This is a genomic window from Solibacillus sp. FSL K6-1523 (assembly GCF_038005225.1).
Taxonomy (GTDB): domain Bacteria; phylum Bacillota; class Bacilli; order Bacillales_A; family Planococcaceae; genus Solibacillus.
The window spans coordinates 3,647,146-3,672,555 of sequence record NZ_JBBOSU010000001.1 but is presented as its reverse complement, the minus strand read 5'-3'; the positions used below and the strand labels follow the sequence as shown (position 1 = coordinate 3,672,555).

Genomic DNA, 25,410 nt, shown 5'->3' with positions numbered 1-25,410 from the left:
ACCAATTTTACTTAAAGAGGAGATTTTTATTATGCCATTCATTACTCAAGTATATGCTCGTGAAGTTTTAGACTCTCGCGGTAACCCAACAGTAGAAGTAGAAGTATTTACAGAATCAGGTGCATTCGGTCGCGCAATCGTACCATCTGGTGCATCAACTGGTGAATATGAAGCAGTAGAATTACGCGATGGCGACAACAGCCGTTATTTAGGTAAAGGCGTTGAAAAAGCAGTTGAAAATGTTAACACATTAATCGCTGAAGAATTAGAAAACCAATATTCAGTATTAGACCAAGTTGTAGTTGACCAAGCGTTAATCGCACTTGACGGTACAGAAAACAAAGGTAAATTAGGTGCCAACGCAATCCTTGGTGTATCGATGGCCGTTGCTCATGCTGCAGCAGATTACCTTGATGTGCCATTATACCAATACCTTGGTGGCTTCAACTCAAAACAATTACCAGTACCAATGATGAATATCATCAACGGTGGTGAGCACGCAGATAATAACGTAGACGTGCAAGAGTTTATGATTATGCCAGTAGGTGCTGAAAACTTCAAACATGCATTACGTATGGGTACTGAAATTTTCCACCATTTAAAAGCGGTATTAAAAGAAAAAGGTTACAACACAGCTGTAGGTGATGAAGGCGGTTTTGCTCCAAACCTAGGCTCAAATGAAGAAGCGATTACAGTTATTTTAGAAGCAATTGAAAAAGCCGGTTACAAAGCAGGCGAAGAAATTCGTTTAGCAATGGACGTAGCATCTTCAGAGTTATTTAACAAAGAAGACGGCAAGTACCACTTAAAAGGTGAAGGCGTAGTTCGTACTTCAGAAGAAATGGTAGCTTGGTACGAAGAATTAACTTCTAAATACCCAATCATCTCAATCGAAGACGGCTTAGACGAAAACGACTGGGCTGGTCACAAATTATTAACAGAGCGCATCGGTAACCGCGTACAATTAGTAGGTGACGATTTATTCGTAACGAACACGGCTAAACTTGCACAAGGTATCGAGCAAGGCGTTGGGAACTCAATTTTAGTTAAAGTAAACCAAATCGGTACATTAACTGAAACGTTTGAAGCAATCGAAATGGCAAAACGCGCTGGCTATACAGCAGTTATCTCACACCGTTCTGGTGAATCAGAAGACGCAACTATTGCAGACATCGCAGTAGCTACAAACGCTGGTCAAATCAAAACAGGTGCACCATCTCGTACAGACCGCGTTGCGAAATACAACCAATTATTACGCATTGAAGATCAATTAGGTGCAACAGCACGCTATGAAGGATTAAACTCTTTCTACAATATTAAATAATTTTTTTGAAGCACTCAAACGCGGGGGATGATCCGTATGAACTGCCCCGTAAAAGTTAGACACCAATCTAACTTTTACGGGGGTTTTTTTAATGGCAAAAGTAAGTGTTGAACAACGTATCCAAGCAGTTCAACGATATATATTTGGACATGAATCTATGAATGAAATTGCGAAAGATAACGGTGTTACAAAACGGGTTATCGGTGACTGGGTTCGTCTTTATGAAGAAAATGGTGTAGAGGCATTTTTAAAATCCTATACAAAATACTCAGCTGAATATAAAATGGATGTACTCAATTATATGAACGAAACAGGTACATCTTCGATTGACGCAGCTGCTCGATTTAATATCTCATCTCCTGGTATGATACGAAATTGGAGAAAGAAGTTTGAGATTGGCGGTTATGATGCCCTTGTTTCTAAGAAAAAGGAGCATCTATCCGTGAAAAAAGAAACAAAAAGATTAGCCAAACCAACTCCAGCTGAAGGATCTGTAGAGGCATTAGAAGCACGTATTAAACAATTAGAAATGGAGAATGCGTACTTAAAAAAGTTGAATGCTTTAGTTCAAATACAAGAAAAATTACCAATCAAATCAAAGCGCAAGTAATTTATGAACTAAAGGAAATTTATGAAGTAGTGGAATTAATCAAAGTCGCTGATATTTCACGTAGTACGTATTATTACTGGGAAAAACGCTTGAATCGTGTTGATAAATACGCAGATGTGAAAGTCGCAATTCAGTCCATTTATCATGAACATAAAGGGCGTTATGGTTATCGTCGAATTGCCAAAGAACTGAAAAAATACGGCTTTCATCATGATCCTAAAACGATTAACTGTTTAATGAATACTCTTGGTATAAAATGTGAAGTCCGTATGAAGAAATATCGTTCGTATAAAGGAAACGTTGGGAAAATTGCTCCAAACGTATTACAACGTGATTTTAAAGCGGAGAAAATGAACAAAAAATGGGTAACAGACGTGACAGAATTCCATCTATTTGGAGAAAAACGTTATTTATCGCCTGTACTTGATTTATGTAATGGTGAAATCATTGCCTATACGGTAATGAAACGTCCAGTGTATAAACTAGTCCATGATATGTTAGAACAAGCATTGGTGCGCCTTCAACCAAGTGATCAAGTCATTCTTCATTCGGACCAAGGCTGGCACTATCAAATGAAAAAGTATCAACGGACATTAAAACAACATGGGATTACGCAGAGTATGTCCCGTAAGGGCAATTGTTTGGACAACGCAGTCATCGAAAACTTCTTTGGCTTATTAAAATCTGAACTCCTGTACCTACAAAAATTTGAATCCATGGCGCATTTTGAACAGGAACTCCAAGACTATATTTACTATTACAACAACAAACGAATGAAGGAAAAATTAAAAGACCTAAGCCCGGTGGAATACCGAACTCAGGTCTTAGAAGCTGCTTAACTAAATATGTCTAACTTTCTTGGGTCAGATCAAAACTAGCCAATTAACGAATGCTGCGGCAGCGGAAAACGAAAACTAGCCAAAATCTGTGTGAAACTAGACAAACGAGTAGCAGAACTAGCCGAAAATCAATGTGAACTAGCCAATTAACGAATGCTGCGGCAACGGAAAACGAAAACTAGCCAAAACTTGTGCGGAACTAGCCGAACAAGCGGCAGAACTAGCCAAAAATCACCGGAAACTAGCCAACTTAAGGCATAAACTAGCCAAACTGCGATTTACTAGCCAAAATTGATGTTAAACTAGCCAAACTACGATTTACTAGCCGATTCCATCTCCCGACCAAACATATCTAATTCAAAACACAATTCAATATACTTCTCCTCGCCTAAAATATTTTCCGGAATAATATAATAGGTCCCGCGCCCATTGCCCACCATCTCTAACCCAAGGCGCATCAAAATTTTTGAAGCGGTATGCATCGAATCAATACCTACAAAATCGCGGAATTCACGGTTAGTAATCTCGGGTTTTATCAAAATACGATAATGATGGAGCGTTTCCTTTAATGCATTTTTACTTTTAAAACGACAGATTGGGCAAACCCAACTCCCACTCACATAGTGCATCACATGTAAATACTTACAATCCCTACACAGCACACCTCGGCGCAAGCGACTACTTTCCACGGTTCTACGCGGTGGCAATCGGAAATACAGAGCATCCAATTTCGAACGAATGAATGACAAATTGCCTCGTTTCATCGGAAAACGCTTGTTTAAGTTTTCTAAAAATCTAGGGAGTCCACTAATGTGGAAAATCGGGAAATTTTGCAGAGAATTGTCTAACTTTGCGCGGTAGTTCGCGATAACAACCGTATAAAGTAAGGGGATGTCCAATTTCCAGGACGCAAACTGGTTTTCTAAAAACAGCTGATGTCGATACGCTTGATCAAATGGGTTGGGGAAATTTTCATGAATGCCATCATCTTGAATCCGGTAAAATTCATGTTGCGCAGGTTTGTAGAACAGGGTACCAGCAATTTGCTTCACTTCGAGGATAAGAATAAAGCTAGCGGTTAAAATAAGGGCGTCCATCTGGTGGGTAGAACCTTTTTCATTTTTGCATTCAAAATTGTAAATAATTTGGGCGTCATGCTTAAAAGAATACTCCGATAAAATTTGCTGAAGCCTCATTTCACCTGCAAGACCAGCTTCCAAACGGTAAAATTCATCTTTCACAGCAACTGCATCCAAATCTTCTATTCGCAAACGATTTGCGAGTGCTTCGATGAAAAGATAGTGTGAAGATTTTTGCTGAATCATTATTTTGTCACCTCCACTTTCAATGTACAATGATTGTAAAACTTATACAAATTGGGTCAAATGAAGTATATCAAGCAGAAATGTAGCATAAAAATCTATTATAGCTCAAAAAGAGGTTTCAAATTAACCATTTCAATTTATAGTAAATTCTATATACTATTAAAAAGGGATAATTTAGGAGGGGTATTGTTGGTTAAATATATTGAAGAAGAAGTAGCTTTGGAAAATGAGTCTAGCCCAATTCAAAATGAAGAATCGCAACAAAATTTAAATGAAACTAGTAAAAACTCAAAAACTAAAAAAGCCCTTCGAAAATTAAAAAAACGTCAGCAGCTTGAGCAGAAGAAAAATGCCTTGCCTGCGCCGAAAAAAGTACTGTATACATATGATGTAGCAGGTGAAAGCATCATTGTAAAAGGTGAAATTGACGAATCCAACGCAAAAAAAGTAGCAGCCAATTATTTGATTCGCTTTAAATTAAGTGGGCAAAAGGATTTTTTAGAATTTGGTTATCAGGCAAAAATTCCAATTACAAAAAACAATCAATTTCAATTTGAAGTGTTAGAAAGCGCATTATTGGCACAAGATGTTATTGCCATTCAACTGTACAGTGATGCGGGACATTATTCTGAAATCGTATTTTGTACGTATGAAAGAAAACAGGGGTCTAGTGAAGGAACAGTTGCCAGCGCGGAGGATCCATTGAGTCGCTTTAAAAAAGCCAAACAATTAAATCATACTTCTAACAAATAATTCACACAAAAAATGGTTCATCACACCAATGTTTTATTGTCAGTACACTATGTATTTGTTATACTAATAGGTATTGTAACGTCCGTGTCTAGGAGGTGGAGCAAATGCATACAATATTTACAGTATTACTTATTATCGTAGCTTTATCTTTAATCGTTATTGTATTATTACAATCAGGTAAAAGTGCTGGTTTATCAGGTGCCATCTCAGGTGGAGCTGAACAACTATTCGGTAAACAGAAAGCTCGTGGGATGGATCTAGTGTTACACCGTATCACGATTGTACTTGCTGTTTTATTCTTCGTATTAGCATTAGCTATTACAAAATTCTAATCGAATGAAATCAATCGCCTAACCGAGCGCCACGCATGGTTGGGCTTTTTCTTTTAGTCCGAAGCAAAAAAACGTATAATAGAATTATCCAGATTAGGAAGACCGCGATTCTGCAATAATGCACGAATCGTATTTTTCTAAGGAAACATTTCGACAGGAGTAATTGCGATGAAAAAGGCAATGTCTGCACCATTTTTATTTGAAGCTGGATCACGAGCGGTTTTATTATTACATGGTTTTACAGGAAGTTCCGCGGATGTACGGATACTGGGCCGTTTTTTAGAGAAAAATGGGTATACTTCACATGCACCTCATTATAAAGGGCATGGTGTACCGCCAGAAGAACTGATTGTCACAAGTCCCGAAGATTGGTGGCAAGACGTCATGAATGGATACAATACATTAAAACAAGCAGGCTATGAAGAAATCGCCGTTGCTGGACTTTCTTTAGGTGGCGTTTTTTCATTAAAATTAGCACTGCAACAGCCGGTAAAAGGCGTTATTACCATGTGTTCACCGATGTCGATGCGCACAACCGATATTATGTTTCAAGGTGTCATCGAATATGCACAACTATATAAAAAACAAGAAGGTAAAAATGAACAGAAAATCGAACTAGAAATAGAAGCGATAAAAAATACAGGAATGGCTTCTTTACCACAGTTGCCACAACTTATTCAAGAAGTGCGACAGTCCATTGATCTGTTATATGCTCCGATTTTGGTCGTACAATCACGCCAAGATCGGGTCATTGATCCACAATCAGCAAACGTAATTTATAATAATGTGGAATCAATCCAAAAAGAGCTGAAATGGTTTGAGCAGTCCGGGCATGTCATTACACTTGATAAAGAAAGAGATCAGCTACACGAGGATGTTCTTGCGTTTTTAAATTCATTAGATTGGACAGTCTAATGAATGAATCAAGAATTTCTGTTCAAAGGAGGGTAAAAAATGACTCAAAATAATGATTTTCAAAAGCAAATCCTTATCTTTATGAAGGAAGAGGATTATAACCCAATGACAGTTTCTGAAATTGAGGAAGCCTTTGAATTAGAGGAAGCGGATGATTTCCGTGAACTCGTAAAAACACTCGTTAAAATGGAAGCGCAGGGCCATATTGTTCGCTCGCGTTCCAATCGATATGGATTGCCAGAACGTATGAATTTATTGCGCGGTAAGTTTATCGGACACGCGAAAGGATTCGGCTTCGTGGCACCAGAAGAGCAGGGCATGGATGACATTTTCATACCACCGTATGAAATTAATGGCGCTCTCAATGGCGACATCGTTTTAGTCCGTGTATTAAAAGAGACTTCAGGGGATCGTCGTGAAGGAACAATTGTAAAAATAGTCGAACGCAGTAAAACGACATTTGTCGGGACGTACCAAGCAAATCGTGGCTTTGGTTTTGTCGTGACGGATGATAAAAAGCTAAACATGGATATTTTTATTGCAAAGGAAGACGCTTTAGGTGCGGTAGATGGCCATAAAGTTGTTGTAGAAGTAACACATTGGCCGGATGAAACAAAATCGGCTACTGGGATGATTACGAAAATTTTAGGACATCGAAATGATCCAGGTGTGGATATTTTATCGATTCTTTATAAATATGATATTCCACCAGAGTTTCCAGAAGAAGTTGTGCAAGCTGCAACAGAAGTAACGGATGAAATTTCTGAGCAAGATTTAGTCGGTCGCCGCGATTTACGTAATGAAGTGATCGTGACAATCGATGGCGCGGATGCGAAAGACTTAGATGATGCAGTAACTGTTGTTAAAAACGCAGATGGTACGTATAAGCTAGGCGTTCATATTGCGGACGTTAGCTATTATGTGACACAAGGTTCAGTCCTTGATCTAGAAGCGTATGAGCGTGCGACATCTGTGTACTTAACAGACCGTGTGATTCCAATGATTCCACATCGTTTATCGAATGGCATTTGTTCTTTAAATCCACAAGCTGACCGCTTAACATTGTCTTGTGAAATGACGATTGATGGTAGTGGGCATGTGATTAAGCATGATATTTTCCAAAGTGTCATTAACACAACGGAGCGTATGACGTATACCGATGTGTACAATATTTTAGAGCAGCCAGATGAACATCCGGAATTAATGGAGCGTTATGCAGATTTAGTGCCGATGTTTAAAAATATGGCGGAACTTGCACAAGTGTTGCGCAATAAGCGAATGTCGCGCGGTGCGATTGACTTTGATTTCAAAGAATCGAAAGTGCTCGTATCAGAAGAAGGCTGGCCGACTGAAATCGTGTTGCGTGAGCGTACAGTTGCAGAACGTTTAATTGAAGAATTTATGTTAGCTGCCAATGAAACGGTTGCTGAACATTTCCATCATTTAGAGCTACCATTTATTTACCGTATTCACGAAGATCCAAAACCTGAAAAATTACAGCGTTTCTTTGAGTTCGTGACGACTTTTGGTCTAGTTATAAAAGGTACAGGAAATTCAGTCCATCCAAAAGCATTACAGGAAATTATTACAGCTATTGAAGGGTTACCAGAAGAGCCAGTTATTTCGACGATGCTACTGCGTTCAATGCAGCAAGCTAAGTATTATCCGGAATCCCTTGGTCACTTCGGCTTATCGACAGACTTCTATACACATTTCACTTCACCAATTCGACGCTACCCGGATTTAATCGTGCATCGCTTAATTCGCACGTATTTAATTAATGGCGATACATCGAAGGAAACGGTATTCCAGTGGAGTCAAGTGATGGATGAAATTGCGGATCATACATCGGGTCGCGAACGCCGTGCAGTAGAGGCAGAACGCGATACAGATGCACTGAAAAAAGCACAGTTCATGTCCGATAAAATAGGGGAAGAGTTTGTAGGGATTGTTTCTTCAGTTACAAACTTCGGGATGTTTATAGAGCTAGAAAACACTGTAGAAGGTCTCGTGCATATTTCAAATATGGCCGATGATTACTACCGATTTGATGACCGTTCGATGATGATGATTGGCGAACGTACAGGACGTCAATTCCGCATTGGTGATGAAGTGAAAATTCGTGTAGCCAATGTAGTCATCGAAGAATCTTCAGTAGACTTTGAAATTGTCGACATGATTTCTAATGCACGCCCATTCAGAAAACCAACTGCAAGAGTCATTCATGCAGGACGTCAAGAAAAGCGCCGTACAGAACGTACTGGTGAGAAACGTGACCGCAAATCGCGTGGTGGCAGCAAGGAGCGCCCAGCAAAAGAGAAAAGAAGCAGTCGCTCTGATGAACGTGATCCACGTGGTCGTAGAAAAGATGGCAAATCAAATGATAAGCCAAAGTTCTATGAAGGCATTGCAAAAGGCAAAAAGAAAAAGAGTAAAAAGAAGAAATAATGTTTGAAGCTAGGATCGAAATCCGAAATCCGAAATCCTAGCTCTTTCCTAAGGGGTGTTAATAATGGCAAAAGGCGCAGGTAAAGTAATTGCACAAAACAAAAAAGCAAATCATGATTATTTCATAGAAGATACAATCGAGGCGGGTATGGTGCTGACTGGTACTGAAATTAAATCGGTTCGTGCAAGTAGAGTCCAGTTAAAGGATTCTTACGTGCGTCTACGAAATGGCGAAGCGTGGATTATTAATATGCATATCAGCCCTTTTGATCAAGGAAATCGTTTTAATCACGACCCACTTCGCGAACGTAAGCTGCTCTTACATAAAAAGCAAATTGGTCAACTAGTTGGCGCAGTAAAACGAGATGGCTATACGATTGTTCCATTAAAAATGTATATTAAAGATGGCTATGCCAAACTTCTCATCGGAACCGGTAAAGGTAAAAAGGATTACGATAAACGCAATGATATGCGTAAAAAAGAAGCAAAACGCGATATGGAACGCGTTTTCAAAGACCGTCAACGTTAATAAAAAGAGTGCCTCATCATAAAAAAAAGATGAGCGCGCTCTTTTTATTTTTAGGAGAAGATTTGAAGAATATGTCTTTTTGTAGCGTAAAATGCAGAAAACTAAGAATCTTTAGTCTTTTTTGAGGAAAAGTGACTTTTTTCAATGATTTATATTTTTAATTAGTGTAAAATAAAATTCTTGGAAAAGGAGTGGTAACAAAAAGATGGAGCTTTTAAGGCAGATAGAGGTAGTAGATAGGATCATTTTTCACATTGAAAAAAACTTTCACGAAATGAACTGCTTAAAGGATATACATCACATGAATTTTGTGGATTGTCCTATTTATGAAAAGATTTTTCAAGAACAAGTCCATTTAACAATACATCAATACATCAATAAACGACGGACGGAGCAAGCAGTACAATTGTTAGAAGAAACACAATTAGATGTAAAGGAAGTGGGATCGGTTGTTGGTATTAACGGCTATTTCGAATTTGCACAGATTTTCGAAGAGCAAATGGGTGTCAGTCCTAGTAAATACCGAAATCAAATTTGCAATGGAAAAGTTAATAATTAAAATCCAATTAGTTGCATGCTAAAATGTTTCTTTACAGGTAGTGACATTTACGTGCAAGGATTATTTAGGGACATGTATTAAGGGATTGTTATTGCTTGCTAGTTTAGCTAATTTGTCATATAATTTATTATAGATAGCCAGTGTATGTCTACTCATACGGCATACGTTTAGGAGCTTTGTCTCCAGCCGAACTTTTCTCGGGTTTTTATACTCGGGGACGTTACGGATTCGACAGGGGTGGTTCGAGCTCTGGTCGCGCGTCGGAGGTCTCGTCTTCGTCATCAACGGAAGTTATTTATAACTGGCAAACAACAAAACTTAGCTTTCGCAGCTTAATTGCTCGAGGCGCTCTACCTCTGTATCGCCCATGTGCAGTACGTAGGGCCTAACTTTAGTGGGATACGGTCTGTGGTGCCGCTTGAGTCACCGGCAAGAGATTTCCAAGCTAGCGTGCAGGACGCCTGTTTACTGGCATAATGCCACGCGAAACTTTAAATAAGTAAACTACACGCGTAGAAGCCGGAGTATTGGAGCTTCTGGACGCGGGTTCGACTCCCGCCGTCTCCATACTTAATATGGCTACAAACGTAGTCATACCAACGATTTCCATGATTAGGGATATTGAACGGGAGTTGAACTCTTGTTGAATATCCCTTTTCTTATCCCTATGGAAAAATGACATATTTGAGCTTATTCTTAGACCTTCTAATCAAAATGATTGGGAGGTTTTTTGTTTGTCTAATAGAAAACGAAAGCATGGTATTTTTGCTGTTAGTGGTGATGTGGTGGAGCTATCTAGTAGAAAAGAAGAAGCTCGTAGGGATTGTATGTTAATAAGCGCGGCACTTGTTACGATATTTAATCAAATGCGTATAGGTGGGAATAGACCGCGCACTATTGAGAGCTACGAATACATTATTAAACAATTTGTAGATGTTTGTCAGATTGACTATGTAGAGGAAATTGACCTAGATAAGCTATATCACTACCTTGATGTTCTAAAGGTAAAGCCTGCTACTAAGCTAATTCGCTTGAAATCAATTAAGGCTGTTCTAAGTAAGTTTTATAACAATGGTTGGATTAAAGACCGTTTTTGGAGCAACATTCAAATCAAGATTGATAAGGAAGTAAAGAAGGGAGCGAAGGAATCTGATATAGATATGCTACTTCAATTGATAGACCAAACAACGTTCATCGGTTTTAGGGATGCTTGTGCAATCAAGTTGATGTACAAGACAGGTATTCGTATTCGCACGTTAGGAGAGCTTCGAGAGCGTCATATTGACCTAGAGAATCTATGCCTGAATCTTGATGGCTCAACATTGAAGAACCACAAATTTTTAAAATTACCGATTGATGAAGAAATCGCAGATATATTGAAAATGTTGATTAAGCTAAATGAAGGGATACGAAGTTATTATGGTAGGGACAATAAAAATGTGTTTATTACACAAAATGGAGCAGCGATGAATTCGAGTAAATCATCAAATTGTGCTATCTCAAAGCAGTTAAACAAATATGCTAAGCGCTTTGGACTAGAAAACATTAATGCTCATGCCATTAGGAGAGCGTATGCTAAGAGATTACACGATAAGGGAGCGAGCATAGCTATCATTTCAAAAGCTCTCGGTCATAGTGATTTGGCTGTCACAACACAGTATTTGGATTTAGATGTTGAGGAAGTGGCGAAAGATTTGAGGGAGTTTCTATAAATTATTATGGCTATCTATGTCTAAAATTTTTAGATTTAGATTGCCTTTTTGCACTAAGCCGTTATCGCAAATTATAGATTCATAAGGAGAAGACATAAAGTTTTTTTGGAATAATTTATAAGAATTTTTTACTATTAATAAATTTATAGGTAGTATAGTTATATAGGGCAATAAAAAATCTTATAATTTTACATTAAGATAATTATAAAAAATTAGGAGGGAAACAGTATGAGCAAATAATAAAATCGGTGCTAGGAGAGTATATACAAGCAGAAAAAAGTAGAGAAAGGAATTGAGTATATGCAAGACAAGGTACAAGGATTAGTAGGGGTTATAGACAAAGAAACTTCGGAAAGTGACCACAATATTACAGGGAGTTTTGTGGAAAATACAGTCCTGTTAGAACAACTAAATGAACAGAATGAGTTATTTGAAAAGGAAGTTAAAGCATTTATTAAAGAGAATCGAACAAAGGCTTTCAATAATGCATTAGAATCTGCTAACTTATCATCGTTCAAGGGTATTGAGAATATCGACAATCTATCTCAAAAAGAACAAATTGAGTTTATTCAAAAGGCAGTCAATGAAATTCTAGTACAGCACTCTTATAATGCTAAAGATGTAGCACAGCAAGACGCATTCGCAGAAGTTTTATAACAAGGTATCGTTAAGAAAGCAATTGACCTTAAACTTAGCAATATAAATTTATAAAGCATAAGCCAACCTTAGTTGGCATTGCTAAGCGAAAATTATTACAGTGTCACTACGAGCGTGTAGCGAGTAGATGACACTGTTAAATTAACGCAATAGTGTAAGAGGTAAAAAACTGGGGGAGCATAACCTTTGCAAGCAAAGCTTTATTGCTTTTACATCCCCCAGACCCCCTGCACGATAACTAATTAATAAATGAGTGAAAAAATTCCCACACATTGATTGTATATAATAATTAAATATATATTTATATACAGGTTAAGTGTGGGAATTTTAAAATCAAATTACAGGAGAATTGAATTAATGGCGGAAATCGAGTTATCAGAAAGTGAAGCAATTAAATTAACAATAACTCATAACTATGACGGAGAAGAATTTGAGTCTGCAAAATTCAAAAAATTGGGTTGTCTTGATGGTCAACGTGATAAGGAAACAGGTGAGTTTAATAATCGAGCAATGGTTAAATTCATTCGTAAACTTCAATCAATTTATGAATCAGTGAGAGTAGAGGGGAAAGGTAAAAATCGTAAATATATCCTTGAAGGGAAACGGAATGTCATTCTCCCTATGGAAGATAAGCGTAAGAATAACGGCACTACAATATTTGATGTTATTATATCTCGTTTCTTCTTTAATAGGCTTGTCCAGAAGAATACAGATAAACCTAAGTCAACGTATAATTGGGCTGTTGATATTGGTGCATATAATCCTAAATTGATTAAATTTGAAAGAGTAAAGCAGATTTTTGGTGAAATGTATTATGGACAGGATAATCACTTTATCTATAATCAATTCGTAGATTATATTAAAAATCGAAATAGAGCAGTAGCGGCAAATTCATTTAAACTATTGAAACGTTGCGGACTTATTAACACTATTGAACATATGATGGGTTTAAATGAAGAGGATAAGGTGGTCAATATTTATCGATATGAATACGAAACCTACACTTCAAGGAAAAATGAAATCCTAAAAAGCCGTAATTTAAATAATTTTAATTATGAATATCACCTATTGAAGAATGATTTATTAAAGAATGATATAGATAAATTGATAGAAGATACTGGATATAAAAGGGTATGGATTGCATATGAAGTAACGCTGTTATCAACAGAGCTGTTCGTAGATGCTAATTACTATTCATTTCAAGAAGCGTATTGGAATAAAACTGCAATGTTGATTAACGATTTAAAAGCAGAAGAGAGCAAGTTATATTCATTTGCTAACGTTAATAAAAAGTTTAATCTTGCAAAAATCATTAAATCAGCAGGATTTGACTATGAGGCAATTGATAGCATAATCGAAAAACATAAACCAACTCAAGATAATATAGAAAGTACGATGAATGCTAGAAACGATAAATACTTTAAGATGCCAGATAGTTGGACTATTAAACAAGCCAATAAGGCAATTGAAAGTTAATTTTCAACGTGTTACTCTCAGGCGCACGTTGATACATGTCAGTCTCACCAACCTGTTGCGCAACATAACACGATTGATAAGTGGTATTGGTCAGGGAGATTGATTTAACTCCGATAGTATGTCACAGGCTCAAAAAGTGATAGCGAATTTTAACGTTTCCTAGAGTAAGTTACGTGTCCATATGGGAAATTGGTACATTGCGCTCCTATGAGTAGTTCTGTGGGTAAGTAACCGAATTAAGTATTGCGTATGTACACACATGTTATATCCCGATACCGATTTTATTTAAAAATGGCACTATTAAGCTAACATGAATATATTCGCTATCCATTAAAATACATGTATTAAAGGGATTTACACTAGCCGACAAATTGTGAAATATATTATTATCAATCGTACAAGCACTCGAATAAACCCGACTAAAACACTGTGTTTAATAGAGTTTAATGGAAATGGAAATCATGTAAATTTGCCAATTTCTCAATTTTTATTGTTAAAATAGGCTTCAAAATGGATTTATAAAGGTTTTAGTCGACACCTATAAAACAATCATTTTATTGTAAATTTTTTTAATAATATGTATTCTAAGATACCTAACGTAATTATACAGAGGTGTTAGCGATTGGTGGGTAAGATAAATCCTGTTACATCAAACACGCTTATATAATTATGCTAGGTATTAAATACGGGGGGATATTTAATGTTGATTAGGTGCTAGGTAATTAATCAGAATGCCCTACCACCTACACCTCCACACCATGAATAAAAAATAAAGTGATAGTCTTTGTTTAATAGCCCTTATTTATTATCTAATGTTGAATGATTTCTAATTCATGCTTTTCATATTCATCTATCCCTTTTGCAGTAATTTTATAACAATTTCTATCAATATCAAACTCAACAAGGGTTTTATCACACAAGTAGGATAAGGTGTTTTTAAGGGTGATATTCATGTCTTCTGTTTTATTGAAATGATTATCATAGTGAGTTTCATTTCCGTGATGTATTGAATATAAATATTGAAGTATTAAATTTCTATAAGTTTGCTTCTCGTTAATACTCAAAGATAACTCTTGTTCATAGAACTCTAACAAGTGCATTTTACCTATAGCCATACTATCTTCATAGTAATGATACTCCTCAGGTACGTTGATTATATTATCTATAATTTCCGTATCACTATTTGGTGAAATCAATCGGGATAAAAATATTCTAAATTCATCATCTTGTTCGATAGTGATGATTTTTAATAAAGATTTATAAAGCTTTTTGTCCATTAGTTTTTCATTAAACTGATATGTGTATTTTAGTACCTCACCGCAGACCGTGTAGTTTATGTTGTTGAGCAAGAATGTGATTCTCCAAATTTGTATTAAGCAAAGAGTCTTATACGTTTCATCTTTTGGTTTATATAGTTTTGCATAGTCATCTAAAATTTCAGTAAAAAGCTTTACTTCTAAGAAGTCTTGAGAATAACCTGTAGAATCTTCAAATAGTTGAACTTCCTTTAGCTCTTGGTAAACCTTAAAAGATTTTTCTTCTAATGATTTTTTGTTATCTTCAATAAATTGCATTAGTTTATCTTTTTGTTCATATGGATTCGATGTTAGATAATCCGTCCTAAAAGCGTTCATAGTTTTGTATAAGTTGTCAATATCATGTACAACTTCTTGATAAAAAGAATCGTAAATCTTTTTTTTGTCCTCTTTTTTTGACTTCCTATTTTGATAGAGGAGATTAAGAGTTTGAGTTATTACAGCTGTAACAATGGCAATAGTAACTTTTTGGGCAGGTTCACTAAATAATATTTCAAAATTCATAAATTACCTCTTTTCTGATGTAAGCACAAATAAAGTTTTATTGTTTTACAGGTTTATGCGTACCAATTACTTGTCTATGATGATAACTGTCAGATAGCCAATTTAACATCGGATGTTTATAGCTATCAATAACAACTTTAGAATCTATATACTCAATTTCTTTTGATTTCAATGATGTGATAACTAAGTCAGCTTGTATAAATTCCCCATGAAGGTAAAGTATTTTAAATACACGAGAATCAGTTGGTGCTAGATAGTCAAATATTTCCCTGCGTTTAATTGATTTAAAAGGTACATATTTCTCGGCTATTACATCTGCTTCATCTATACCAAATTCCATCTCGACTTTGTACACTGTAATTTCATATTCAAGTTCTATGGATGTCGCTGTATGTTCTCCGTTATTGTGAACTTGAAGCTCCCAAACAAGCGGTGCGTGATATTGAGATGATTCGGGGAAACCACGTTGCTCGAAATCAATCTTATTTAAGTCAGAGTTTATTACCTTATGTAAACCATCATAGGCATCAAATAGACTATATTCATCATCTTCGTATTTATAGTCTAAGGGTTTTCTTTTTAAAGGAACTAAATGGAGCTTGGGGTTTATGTCTTTACGAGTTAGTTTGTAAACTAAATAAACAATCAACACATTTATTAATGTTGCTAATACTTGAATAATATCAGTTATATTGATATTTAAAAAATCTTTCATTTCTTTTCCCTCCTGCATATAGTAAATTGTGAAAATTATACCATACTTTTCAAGTGATAGCCGAAGAACTGTGTTCTTAGGTGCAATCATTGACTCAGTGGAAAGAATTCCAAACCTACTAAAATAACTTCCGGTGTCATAACTTTTGAGTAATAATATGTTTGATTGAACTAGAATTATTAGAACCTTAAAAGGTGTCATATGTCTGTATCACAACTATACGTATCTACATTATTTCCGTTTTATGGATTTATGTTAATATATAGTTATTCATTTAAAATAGGTGGTGTTAGTATGGCAATTGATTCAGCTAAGGACTTGGGAAAAGAATTAAAAAAAGAACCAAGCACAATTGAGGTATCTATCGAAATTGGAAAAATAATTATTAAGTTAAAAGGAATAGGTAAGGTCGCTTGGTTAGTAGCAGTTGGTGCTATTGGAGTAGCTGTAATGGCGGTTCTTGCAACTCCTGCAACAGGTGGTACAAGCTCTATTGTAGCAGCGGCAGCAGCTCCAGCAGCGGTGTCTATTTTAGGGGTTAGTGCAACAACAGCAGCTATTTCGATTGCAGTAGCAGGTGGCGGAATTGCAGTATTAAATAAATTACGTAATTACGAAATAGTTGAGAAACATGCTACTTACATGGTTTTAAAAAGAAAATAATAGAAGGATATTTATATGCTAGCACAACTTACATAAGTTTGTAGTTGTTGCAAAAAAATAAAACCTTGAGATGACTTCTATCATAATAGTACAAAGAGTTACTTTCATAAAGGGATATGTAAAGTATGTCAATTAGAAGTTAATAATGAAAATAAAGAATAACAGAAGGCTTAGTTCAGATTATAGAACTAAGCCTTTATATTTAATAAGCTTAAGGATTCAAAGAAATCATAATTATTCAAGGAGGTTTTAGTATGCCTATATCAATTAATAAAATTATTAGATGTAGAAAATGTGGTAAAAAGATTGGAGTAATAAGGTCTGGTGATGTATTAAATCCAAAAGAAGGGAAGTTAATTTACAATTCTTATTGTGCAAAATGCAAAATTAAGAAAGTGATTGGGGGATTTAAATAATATTTCTCAAAATTTATTCAATAGAAATGTTTTATTGAATGTATGCTTTTTACAATTAGCATACATATGAAATGTTGATATAGAGCCATTAACATATTGCCGCGCCAATGAATGTATGGTATTTTAATAATAGCTATATTAGCATACATAGAAAGGGCGATGAATTAATGGCAAATATGAGCGAGAAAAAAGGTATGTTGATTGATGTACAACCACTAAAAACTAAAAAAGAAATAAATGATTTAATAGAAGCACTTGGAATGTCACAAAATGGATTGCGCGACCAATTATTATTTAAGTTAGGTGTTTCAACTGGTTTACGATGTGGCGATTTAGTGGCTCTAAAAATTGAGCAAGTAAAAGGGAAGTCGAATTTTAAAATTCGCGAAGGAAAAACCAAGAAAGAAAGAACGGTTTACTTAAATAACTTAATGGCTGATATTGCGGATTATATTGAAACGCTGCCAAAAGAAGCGGTTTATTTATTCACTAGCCGAAAAGGCGATAATCCTATTACAACAACGCAAGCGTACCGAATTATTGCAAAAGCTGGTGATATGATAGGTAATGAATCAATCGGTACACATACAATGCGCAAAACATTTGGTTACACGTATTACCAAGCAACGAAAGATGTTGCTACATTAATGGAAATCTTTAATCATTCATCGCAAAAAACAACGTTACGTTATATTGGTATTACGGAAGAAGCGATTGAGGATAGTATTAAGGGGATTTCGTTTTTTTAATGCTTAACTTTATTAATATCTATAAGAAAGAGGTAATAAATTGATTAAAATTGAAGAAATTATATTGCTTGGAATCGGAATTGTATGTTTCTTTTTTGCTTTAAATAAAAAATATAAATTGAAAGGGAAATTTCTGGACATTACAATTACAATACTCTTTATTGATTTGTACTTTTTTGCGGTATTAGAGGTTATAGAACCTAATGAAACTTTGTTGAATGGGATTTACAGGAGTTACCTTGCACTTCTTCCGTTTGTATCACTAGCTTTTGTATTAATTATTATGATTTGGAGGTTTGGAAATAAGTTAATAGAAGAAAAACAAGTTACTTATCTAATTTGGATGCTTAGTTACATAGTATTAATATTTTCATTTATTTATTTCCTTATATACAATAATAATAAGTGTGCATTTATGTATGTTGAAAATACGAAATGGTACGAACTCGCTTTTGATTTTCTTTACTATTCATTTAGTAGGGGATTAACGTTTGGTGGAGGAACATTAGAACCTATGTCTTTTTTAGCGAAATTATTTTCAATGCTACAAACTGTGATATTTTATTTTGTTATTGGTAAAGGATTGGTCGCTTATAATAGAGGTAAGTAATTGAGGATATAAATTTAAAAGTTAGAGCATCGTGGAAAATAAAGGGGAATAATGTAAATGGATACATTAATTATTGAGCATTTAGCTTGTATGGAAGTTAATAGAATTATTTTACAAGAACCTTATAGGTTGGTAAGTGAAGTCCAATTTAATGATAAGAGTCCTTGTTTTGATGGAGAAATTATTGTCTATAATTCGTCTGAATTAAAAAAGCAGAATATAGAGGACACTGTTAAAGTACAAATAAAAGGAACTACAAAGAATAAAAAGGTTAAGGGGAATAAAACATCTCATCCTATTGAGAAAGCGGATTTAGAAATTTATAAAAAAACAGGTAAGGGTGTTTTATATTTATTAGTAGTAATAGAGAAAAAAACTACAAAGATGCAAGCTTTTTATAAAGCTTTAACGCCATTAGAAATTGAACGTCTATTAAATATTATAATTGAAAAAGGACAAAGTTCATTATCAGTCGATTTTAAAATAATTGAAGATGGTCAATTAGAACAAATATGCAAAACTCAAATTTCGAGAGTGAGAAAACAGCCAAGTAGCTTTATAGATGTGGGGAAATCAAAAGATTTTTCTACTTATAGGTTAGAGTATGATATTTTATCGAATGAATTTAAAAATTTTAATCCATTGGAAACACCTGTACATATTTATGGTATTGAAAATGGAAAGGAATTTCCCATAGAAGCAGCAATACCGGATGCATTAAATATAAGTATGAACGAAACTTTCGAATTATTAGAAGAAAAAATAGACATTAAATTTAATATAATTGATTCCCGAGAAGAATTGCATATTTTGATTGAAGATACACTTGAATTTGTTTTTTCTAAAAAGAATAAAAAAGGGAAGTTAAATATAATAAGAATGAAAAGTCTAGATTCCTATATAAAATCATTAAAGACTTTAAAATACATTTCTCTAAATAATAAATTTCCCTTTAAGATTTACCATATTAGCAGCTTTTTTGATGATAAGAAACAATTTATAAATATTGATGAAGAAATAAATAAGTATGAGAAATTAATGAAGGTTTGTAAAAGAATAGGCATTAGCGAAAGGTATGAATTCGATGAAAGAGAGAACTTCGATTTCTTATTCGATAGCATTTATAATATTTTTGAAGAGAAAAATTACGCTAGATTTACCGCGAAACAAGGTTTTGAAGAGCATACAATTCTTCGTATAGAACTTTCAGATTATATTACGCTGATTTTAATTAAAGATACTGACGATTTATTCTATAGTATATTTAATAGGAGAACATTCAAAAAAATTGGGGCTTTTATTCCTAAAACAAAAGAAATGTTCAATCCAAATACAGATGCCCATTATAAAGTAAGTCTCTTTAGTGGATATCAATTAAAAGACTTAATCACATTAACTAATTTTGATTTTGAAGTTTATAATGAATCATTTAGAAGCGACTCTCACGATAAGTCATTAACTTCAAATAATGAAATATCATTAGGAATAGTTGCGGCATTTGATGAGAGTGAAGATGTGAAATTTCTAGATTTAGCAAAATATTTATTGGATGAGTTGATTTCTGCTACTGAAGATAATGAAATCTATAAATTGAATCTTTTACAAATAAAAAAGAGATTATCAGAGTCAATAACTGAAGAGGAAGAGGAATTTTTATACTCTATAATAGATGGAGATAATCAACCAATGAGATTTGTTGCTTACGTTATTTTAGGGTTAAAAATCCCTGCTCAAAAAATATTTAGTTGTTTAAATGATGAGCAAAAGCAAGGTATTGTTTCATTCCCGATTTATACATTGTACTCAAATCTATAAAATAATCGAATTCTAGTTTTTATATAATTCATTCTTTTGGAATGTAGTTTTCTCTTTTCTATGAATTGAAGATGTTATGGTGGGCTTTTATTTGATGAATATTTGATATACAATGGAAATAGTAAGGTCTTTGAACCAAGTTCGTAAATATGTAATACTCCCTAGTGGATAAAATTGTTGAGTATGGATGGATTAGGAAGTTCCTAAACGCTTGTGGCTCTAAGGTCGGCATAAAGGCTCGCGAATCGCAAATGGACAAACTACACGCGTAGAAGCCGGCGTATTGGAGCTTCTGGACGCGGGTTCGACTCCCGCCGTCTCCATAAAAAAGAAATAAATACGTTGTGTAAAGTGTCGAAACCCTTGATATGTAAGGGTTTCGGCGCTTTTTAAATATAAAAAGTTTCAATGGATTTCAGGACTTTTTGGGTCGTTCCTAAGTCAAATACAGTTAGAATTGGGTTAGAGGATATTGTATTTACACCCAACACACGACATATTTCAGTTAGAAATAAATTTCCAATCGATATTAATCAGTTCCATACTTAACCTTTTCTTCAGCCACTAACATCCTTTTCACTTCCATTTGCTCTACATAAACCCTTATCATTCGCTCTTTCAAATACTCTGCTAGCGCTGTATCTGTACAGTACACATAGCAACCCTTTTGTCCACGAGTCATGAGTGTACGGTATGTATTGCGAATAATGGCATCAACTTCTCGACTCGCAATTTCAGGCTGCTCTTTCATTTTCTTCTTTATTCCTTTAATCGATTGATCTGTTTTGGCGCGTTTCGTGTAATCCGTTACAACTTTTCCATCTTCAAATCGTAAATCATCACCAATGATGACGCCTATATAATCAAATTCTAAGCCTTGGCAAGTATGGATACAGCCAGCTTCATAAACTGATTCATCACTCAATGCCCATATGTCGTTACCTAAGTTCCAACTGATTGAAAAGTTGTGCTCGGGAATAACAATATCGTGTACATCGCGATTGTTTTTGCCTTCGGTAATCCAGTCCCAGCAATAGCCTGCTACAATGCGAGCTTTGTTATTTAGGCGGTTTTTGTCGACAATCATTTCAAGTAATGTATTTGGATCATCTATAACTTGGAAATCATAGTCCATTCCTAAATCATTTTCATTTGCTGTTTCGCGGATTTCTAGGATGTCATCTAGCCAAGCGATATAGCCGTCTGAACCATCGCAGCGGAATTGAGAAGCTAATTCACCTTCGAATATTTTTACATCTAATTCCTCTGCAAACCGTTCAATCATTTTGACACTTCCAATATCCTTTAACGTGACACGTTGAGCTTCATCGATAAAGAATACACTGAATTTGGCACTATTCATTAGTTCCTTCACTTGATTTTCCCCTAGATTACTAAATAGGCCTGACTTTTCATTTAAGCGGTGTGCCTCATCTACAATGAGTACATCAAATTCATTTTGATCAGTAGAATGGAAACTTCCTGAACCTTTAAAAAGATTGTCGATACTTTTCTTTTTCATAGTTCCTTTTAGCTTTGTGGCATACACGTCGCGTGGGGCACTATTTTTCGTTACGTACATGGCAAAGTAATCTTCTTGAATCATTTGGACTAAGAGGTTGATAGCCAATACCGATTTTCCAGTACCAGGGCCACCTTGTACAATAAACACACCTTTTTCATTTTTTTCTATACATGTTTTAGCGAAATGTAAAATTTGTTCATAGACGATTTTTTGGTCATCAATCATGATAAATTCAGGGTTACCTTGCAGCATACTTGCCATGCTATCTTGCAGGGACTTTGAAGGCTTGATACGACCACTGTCAATTTTGTATATAATATTATTTTTGTCACCATATTTAACAAATTGTTTAATATACGAGCGTAATTTTTCCATTTCACCTTTACGAAATACCGGTGCTTTTTCAATATGTTCTTTATAGTGTATGTCTGTTAAAGGGTCGTTTTCTTGAATTAGGTAGTTATGTAAATAGGCACATGGCTTAAGTTTAATTGGGATTTCACGTACATCTTGATTAAAGTCTTCGATAAGGCTGACATAGCTCCAAGCTTGATAAGATGGGTGAGTTGTATGTCGTTGTGCGCCACCTATATAAGTTTCCACTACGACGGCATCCATACGGTCATTTTTTTGTACGGTTTCCCATTGCTTTAATTCTACTATGACCGCATGATCATGCTCACCATCATGTCCAGCAATAATAAAATCTACACGTTTACCTGTATTCGGTATTTTAAATTCAATCGCAACAGCAGCGTCCTTCGGTATATCACGGTCACGGAGTACATTCGACATTCGTTGTAATGAATTATCCCAGGAGCGAATTTCACTTTTAGAAGTGCGCCCAATTTTTTGCTGATAGACATTATATAAACGGTCAACAATGACTTCGTTTGCCACATCATCTAAAAAACCAGATGTAGTTGATTCATAAATAATCATCTGAGTTGCTCCTTTAAGAGGTTTATTATTTGTATATACAATATATTACCATATTGATTTATCTTTATATGATTTAGTATGAATATACTAACTTTCTATGGTGGTAAGATGCCCTTTATAGATGAAAAAGCACTATTTAAATCAAAATATCCCCAAATAACAGTTTATTTGAACAAAATATTAATAGTAATAAATAGATTAGAATCTGATAATTATATAAAAGTGGGGTATTTCCCTATACAATTCAAGCCGAAAAGAAATCGAAAAACATCATATTTCAACTGATTCTTTGTTTTAATATACATAAAAAATTGCTTCACCTATTAAAAATGCATGGCTTATTTTTTTCTAACCACTGATTTAACAACTAAATAAAAAAGTTTGGAAATTTCTCAAACCCTCTTTCTCCCATTCGACCAAATTGACATACAACTTAAATATAAATAAGCGACAAACGCCTATTTTTATCAACATTAGCACTTATTTTAAAATATGTTGTATATGAAATCCGCCAAATCAAGAATATACGAAAAAATATGTAGAACAAAATAATTTTCATACGCTTAAAAAATTGCTTGAAGATTGTAACGCCAGCTTTTTAACGCACGTACTAATAAAACGTTGTTATTGTATGTAACCCTGGTACACGATAAAATCGCATAAAAAATCCTCTCGTGCTTAGTACATGAGAGGATTTGTCTGTGTCAATATCGTATAAAAGAAAAGCCCCAGCGTAACTATAATATACTGTCTTGGAATGTAAGTGGGGTTTCCTTTTGTTAGTTATTTACATACATTAAAATTTAAATGGTGATTTTAATGTATATAAAGAAAGTTTTTTGTGATACAGATTATACTACGGTAAGAAAAATTGTGGTTAAGAAGTTAAAATACTATTTGTTAGTAAAAAGTGATAGTTTTGTTTGCTATATAAAGTAATGGATGTATAATTAAGGTGTTCTGTGAAAATAGTCGCAGAAGTGTTAAGTTTCACGCTTGTCAAGGTTATAAATATTTAGAACCTCAACAAGCAACCTAGTAACTTCTATTAAGAACAGCACTAGCTGAACTTCTGAATTACTGAACAAACTTAGCAACATTGTAATTACCTCCACATGGTAAGTATAGTGTATTGTTTTAGAGTAGGAATTCCGTTATATGCGGGGCGAGTGGTCAGCAGAGCATTCATCTTCGGATGGATGACACCAAATTAGGCTAGGGGGTTTTTTGGTTATGAACCATAGTAATGGACCACAACAATTACATAACCTCTCTAGCTCTTCTGTTATAAAATGGGGGAAGTACAAGACTAAAGGTTATTTGCATTTTGATGAACGAATACATATAGGGCATATGAAAGCAAATCTCTTGAATGAAGATTGGATAGCTTCGTATGCTTTTTTACCATTTATACATTTTGAAATGGATTTTAAAAGATATGTAACGATCAAAGAAATCGATGAGCAGGGGCAAGTAACTAAAAGAAAAGAACGAGGGAAACCTAAAAGTCGTAAAATATTTTATGCTGCCCATAAGGATGGCTACATTTATAAATATTACGGCGACTTATTAAACAATGCTTACAATATCTATGCATCTGAAAATAATATTGATGATAATGTCGTAGCATATAGAAATAATAAACTTGGAAAAAATAATATCGATTTTGCATTCGAGGTATTCGAACATCTATTTAAATTTGAAAATGCTGTGGTCATTTCGAGTGATTTTACTAATTATTTCAATAATATTTCACATAAAACATTGAAGCAGAATATAAGAAGGGTTTTAGGTGTAGAAAACTTAAAACTAGATTGGTATCAAGTGTTTAAGAACCTCACACAATTTACTTATGTAAATAGGGAAGATATTGATATGTTTTTAGAAGCGAAGCATGGAAGAACATTTAATAAAAAAATCAAGACATATCAAATTAATCGAATTATGACTTCAAGTGAATTTAGGGAGTTTAAAAATGGGAAATTAGAACCGAATCCTAATCCCAAATCTTATGGAATACCACAAGGGTCAAGCATGAGCGCAGTTTGCTCTAATGTCCATTTAATTGATTTTGATAAAGAAATAAGTGAGTGGTGCAAGCAAAAGTCTACTAATGCGATGTATAGAAGGTATTGTGATGATTTAATTGTAATTATACCTATTGAAAACCAAAATACAGATGAATTCGCTATAATACGAAATGAATTATTTGGAATCATTGATAAATATAAAAGTGACGGTTTAGTTGTGCAACCAGAAAAAACAGAAATACGGTTGTGGAATGGGGAAAAAATACTTGATGAGCAGCTACAGCCATCTAAATTAGATTACCTAGGATTTGTGACCGATGGGCAGATGATTCAATTGAGAGAAAAAAGTCTGTTTAATTATTATACCAGAGCATATCGCAAAGCTAAAACAGTAAAACGTATTGAATATGCTACAGAACGGTCAGGACCGAAAAGGTCATTATATGATTTATACACTCATCTGGGGTTCGATTACAAAAAGCGTGGGAACTTTGTTACCTATGCTTATAGAGCGCATAAGAAGATGTGTCGATTACCGGTGAAGAGCCTGATTAAGAAGCAGGTTAAGAGGCATTGGGGGAGGATACAAAGAAGATTAATTTAAATGGAGAAGATAGGAAATCCAATTTTAGAAATAAGGTACAAC

General features: G+C 34.7%; 21 protein-coding genes and 1 other RNA gene. 18 read left to right on the top strand and 4 right to left on the bottom strand.

From position 1 onward, the window contains the following. Positions 1-31 precede the first annotated feature (31 nt). Together eno and MHI10_RS17620 are read left to right on the top strand one after the other, a co-directional pair. Entirely contained in the window at positions 32-1,324 is a 1,293-nt protein-coding gene (gene eno, locus MHI10_RS17625; RefSeq protein ID WP_340787717.1) for a phosphopyruvate hydratase, read from the top strand. A 91-nt stretch (positions 1,325-1,415) separates the two neighbouring features. Then, positions 1,416-2,773, top strand: a protein-coding gene (locus MHI10_RS17620) for an IS3 family transposase (RefSeq protein WP_340787714.1) whose coding sequence is annotated in 2 segments (ribosomal slippage) — positions 1,416-1,869 and positions 1,869-2,773 — 1,359 coding nt in all. Because the reading frame shifts where the segments join, the coding sequence is not laid out codon by codon here. Between the two features lie 311 nt (positions 2,774-3,084). Here MHI10_RS17620 and MHI10_RS17615 read toward each other — a convergent pair. Then, entirely contained in the window at positions 3,085-4,098 is a 1,014-nt protein-coding gene (locus tag MHI10_RS17615) for a nuclease-related domain-containing protein (RefSeq protein ID WP_340787712.1), read from the bottom strand. Positions 4,099-4,287: 189 nt separating this feature from the next. Between MHI10_RS17615 and MHI10_RS17610 the strand changes: the two genes are divergently transcribed. From MHI10_RS17610 to MHI10_RS17565, 10 genes are all read left to right on the top strand, one after another. Continuing rightward, on the top strand, positions 4,288-4,851 hold the full coding sequence (locus MHI10_RS17610) for a hypothetical protein (protein ID WP_340787709.1): 564 nt from the start codon (positions 4,288-4,290) through the stop codon (positions 4,849-4,851). 104 nt (positions 4,852-4,955) lie between these two features. Continuing rightward, complete coding sequence (gene secG, locus MHI10_RS17605) at positions 4,956-5,183, top strand: preprotein translocase subunit SecG (protein ID WP_057987356.1); 228 nt, start codon at positions 4,956-4,958, stop codon at positions 5,181-5,183. A 168-nt stretch (positions 5,184-5,351) separates the two neighbouring features. Continuing rightward, complete coding sequence (locus MHI10_RS17600; RefSeq protein ID WP_340787706.1) at positions 5,352-6,098, top strand: alpha/beta hydrolase; 747 nt, start codon at positions 5,352-5,354, stop codon at positions 6,096-6,098. A gap of 39 nt (positions 6,099-6,137) precedes the next feature. Next, positions 6,138-8,546, top strand: coding sequence for a ribonuclease R (gene rnr, locus MHI10_RS17595; protein ID WP_340787704.1), 2,409 nt, complete (start codon positions 6,138-6,140; stop codon positions 8,544-8,546). A 64-nt stretch (positions 8,547-8,610) separates the two neighbouring features. Next, positions 8,611-9,075: an SsrA-binding protein SmpB gene (smpB, locus tag MHI10_RS17590; protein WP_340787702.1), complete on the top strand. Its 465-nt coding sequence runs from the start codon at positions 8,611-8,613 to the stop codon at positions 9,073-9,075. A 301-nt stretch (positions 9,076-9,376) separates the two neighbouring features. Then, the gene (locus MHI10_RS17585; RefSeq protein WP_340787700.1) at positions 9,377-9,634 is read left to right on the top strand and encodes a helix-turn-helix domain-containing protein; all 258 of its coding nucleotides are present in this window, start codon (positions 9,377-9,379) and stop codon (positions 9,632-9,634) included. A 213-nt stretch (positions 9,635-9,847) separates the two neighbouring features. After that, positions 9,848-10,204: a transfer-messenger RNA gene (gene ssrA, locus MHI10_RS17580) on the top strand. A 164-nt stretch (positions 10,205-10,368) separates the two neighbouring features. After that, entirely contained in the window at positions 10,369-11,346 is a 978-nt protein-coding gene (locus MHI10_RS17575; protein WP_340787698.1) for a tyrosine-type recombinase/integrase, read from the top strand. 300 nt (positions 11,347-11,646) lie between these two features. After that, entirely contained in the window at positions 11,647-12,003 is a 357-nt protein-coding gene (locus tag MHI10_RS17570; RefSeq protein WP_340787696.1) for a hypothetical protein, read from the top strand. 357 nt (positions 12,004-12,360) lie between these two features. Continuing rightward, the gene (locus MHI10_RS17565) at positions 12,361-13,479 is read left to right on the top strand and encodes a hypothetical protein (protein WP_340787693.1); all 1,119 of its coding nucleotides are present in this window, start codon (positions 12,361-12,363) and stop codon (positions 13,477-13,479) included. A gap of 809 nt (positions 13,480-14,288) precedes the next feature. On the opposite strand, the gene MHI10_RS17560 is transcribed toward MHI10_RS17565, so the two are convergent. Together MHI10_RS17560 and MHI10_RS17555 are read right to left on the bottom strand one after the other, a co-directional pair. Continuing rightward, on the bottom strand, positions 14,289-15,299 hold the full coding sequence (locus MHI10_RS17560) for a hypothetical protein (RefSeq protein WP_340787691.1): 1,011 nt from the start codon (positions 15,297-15,299) through the stop codon (positions 14,289-14,291). 37 nt (positions 15,300-15,336) lie between these two features. Continuing rightward, positions 15,337-16,014, bottom strand: coding sequence for a hypothetical protein (locus MHI10_RS17555; RefSeq protein WP_340787690.1), 678 nt, complete (start codon positions 16,012-16,014; stop codon positions 15,337-15,339). 294 nt (positions 16,015-16,308) lie between these two features. Between MHI10_RS17555 and MHI10_RS17550 the strand changes: the two genes are divergently transcribed. The 5 genes from MHI10_RS17550 (at position 16,309) to MHI10_RS17530 (ending at position 20,267) form a co-directional block, all read left to right on the top strand. Next, complete coding sequence (locus MHI10_RS17550; protein WP_340787689.1) at positions 16,309-16,677, top strand: hypothetical protein; 369 nt, start codon at positions 16,309-16,311, stop codon at positions 16,675-16,677. A gap of 254 nt (positions 16,678-16,931) precedes the next feature. Further along, on the top strand, positions 16,932-17,093 hold the full coding sequence (locus tag MHI10_RS17545; protein WP_340787687.1) for a hypothetical protein: 162 nt from the start codon (positions 16,932-16,934) through the stop codon (positions 17,091-17,093). 167 nt (positions 17,094-17,260) lie between these two features. Continuing rightward, positions 17,261-17,842: a tyrosine-type recombinase/integrase gene (locus MHI10_RS17540; RefSeq protein WP_340787685.1), complete on the top strand. Its 582-nt coding sequence runs from the start codon at positions 17,261-17,263 to the stop codon at positions 17,840-17,842. 40 nt (positions 17,843-17,882) lie between these two features. After that, complete coding sequence (locus MHI10_RS17535) at positions 17,883-18,452, top strand: hypothetical protein (RefSeq protein WP_340787682.1); 570 nt, start codon at positions 17,883-17,885, stop codon at positions 18,450-18,452. 57 nt (positions 18,453-18,509) lie between these two features. Continuing rightward, on the top strand, positions 18,510-20,267 hold the full coding sequence (locus MHI10_RS17530) for a hypothetical protein (protein ID WP_340787679.1): 1,758 nt from the start codon (positions 18,510-18,512) through the stop codon (positions 20,265-20,267). A gap of 529 nt (positions 20,268-20,796) precedes the next feature. Here MHI10_RS17530 and MHI10_RS17525 read toward each other — a convergent pair. Beyond that, positions 20,797-22,734 (bottom strand): DUF2075 domain-containing protein, encoded by a 1,938-nt coding sequence (locus MHI10_RS17525; protein WP_340787675.1) that lies wholly within the window; start codon positions 22,732-22,734, stop codon positions 20,797-20,799. A gap of 1,233 nt (positions 22,735-23,967) precedes the next feature. On the opposite strand from MHI10_RS17525, the gene MHI10_RS17520 reads away from it, so the two are divergent. Next, on the top strand, positions 23,968-25,368 hold the full coding sequence (locus MHI10_RS17520) for a reverse transcriptase domain-containing protein (RefSeq protein ID WP_340787672.1): 1,401 nt from the start codon (positions 23,968-23,970) through the stop codon (positions 25,366-25,368). The last annotated feature ends 42 nt before the right edge of the window (positions 25,369-25,410 follow it).

Excerpts from the sequence above, each read along its gene's own strand:
- secG (WP_057987356.1), top strand. The coding sequence starts at position 4,956 with ATGCATACAATATTTACAGTATTACTTATTATCGTAGCTTTATCTTTA.
- MHI10_RS17585 (WP_340787700.1), top strand. The coding sequence starts at position 9,377 with ATGAATTTTGTGGATTGTCCTATTTATGAAAAGATTTTTCAAGAACAA.
- MHI10_RS17520 (WP_340787672.1), top strand. The coding sequence starts at position 23,968 with ATGAACCATAGTAATGGACCACAACAATTACATAACCTCTCTAGCTCT.
- eno (WP_340787717.1), top strand. The coding sequence starts at position 32 with ATGCCATTCATTACTCAAGTATATGCTCGTGAAGTTTTAGACTCTCGC.
- MHI10_RS17565 (WP_340787693.1), top strand. The coding sequence starts at position 12,361 with ATGGCGGAAATCGAGTTATCAGAAAGTGAAGCAATTAAATTAACAATA.
- MHI10_RS17530 (WP_340787679.1), top strand. The coding sequence starts at position 18,510 with ATGGATACATTAATTATTGAGCATTTAGCTTGTATGGAAGTTAATAGA.
- MHI10_RS17545 (WP_340787687.1), top strand. The coding sequence starts at position 16,932 with ATGCCTATATCAATTAATAAAATTATTAGATGTAGAAAATGTGGTAAA.
- smpB (WP_340787702.1), top strand. The coding sequence starts at position 8,611 with ATGGCAAAAGGCGCAGGTAAAGTAATTGCACAAAACAAAAAAGCAAAT.
- MHI10_RS17555 (WP_340787690.1), bottom strand. The coding sequence starts at position 16,014 with ATGAAAGATTTTTTAAATATCAATATAACTGATATTATTCAAGTATTA.
- MHI10_RS17560 (WP_340787691.1), bottom strand. The coding sequence starts at position 15,299 with ATGAATTTTGAAATATTATTTAGTGAACCTGCCCAAAAAGTTACTATT.
- MHI10_RS17615 (WP_340787712.1), bottom strand. The coding sequence starts at position 4,098 with ATGATTCAGCAAAAATCTTCACACTATCTTTTCATCGAAGCACTCGCA.
- rnr (WP_340787704.1), top strand. The coding sequence starts at position 6,138 with ATGACTCAAAATAATGATTTTCAAAAGCAAATCCTTATCTTTATGAAG.
- MHI10_RS17550 (WP_340787689.1), top strand. The coding sequence starts at position 16,309 with ATGGCAATTGATTCAGCTAAGGACTTGGGAAAAGAATTAAAAAAAGAA.
- MHI10_RS17540 (WP_340787685.1), top strand. The coding sequence starts at position 17,261 with ATGGCAAATATGAGCGAGAAAAAAGGTATGTTGATTGATGTACAACCA.
- MHI10_RS17570 (WP_340787696.1), top strand. The coding sequence starts at position 11,647 with ATGCAAGACAAGGTACAAGGATTAGTAGGGGTTATAGACAAAGAAACT.
- MHI10_RS17525 (WP_340787675.1), bottom strand. The coding sequence starts at position 22,734 with ATGATTATTTATGAATCAACTACATCTGGTTTTTTAGATGATGTGGCA.
- MHI10_RS17600 (WP_340787706.1), top strand. The coding sequence starts at position 5,352 with ATGAAAAAGGCAATGTCTGCACCATTTTTATTTGAAGCTGGATCACGA.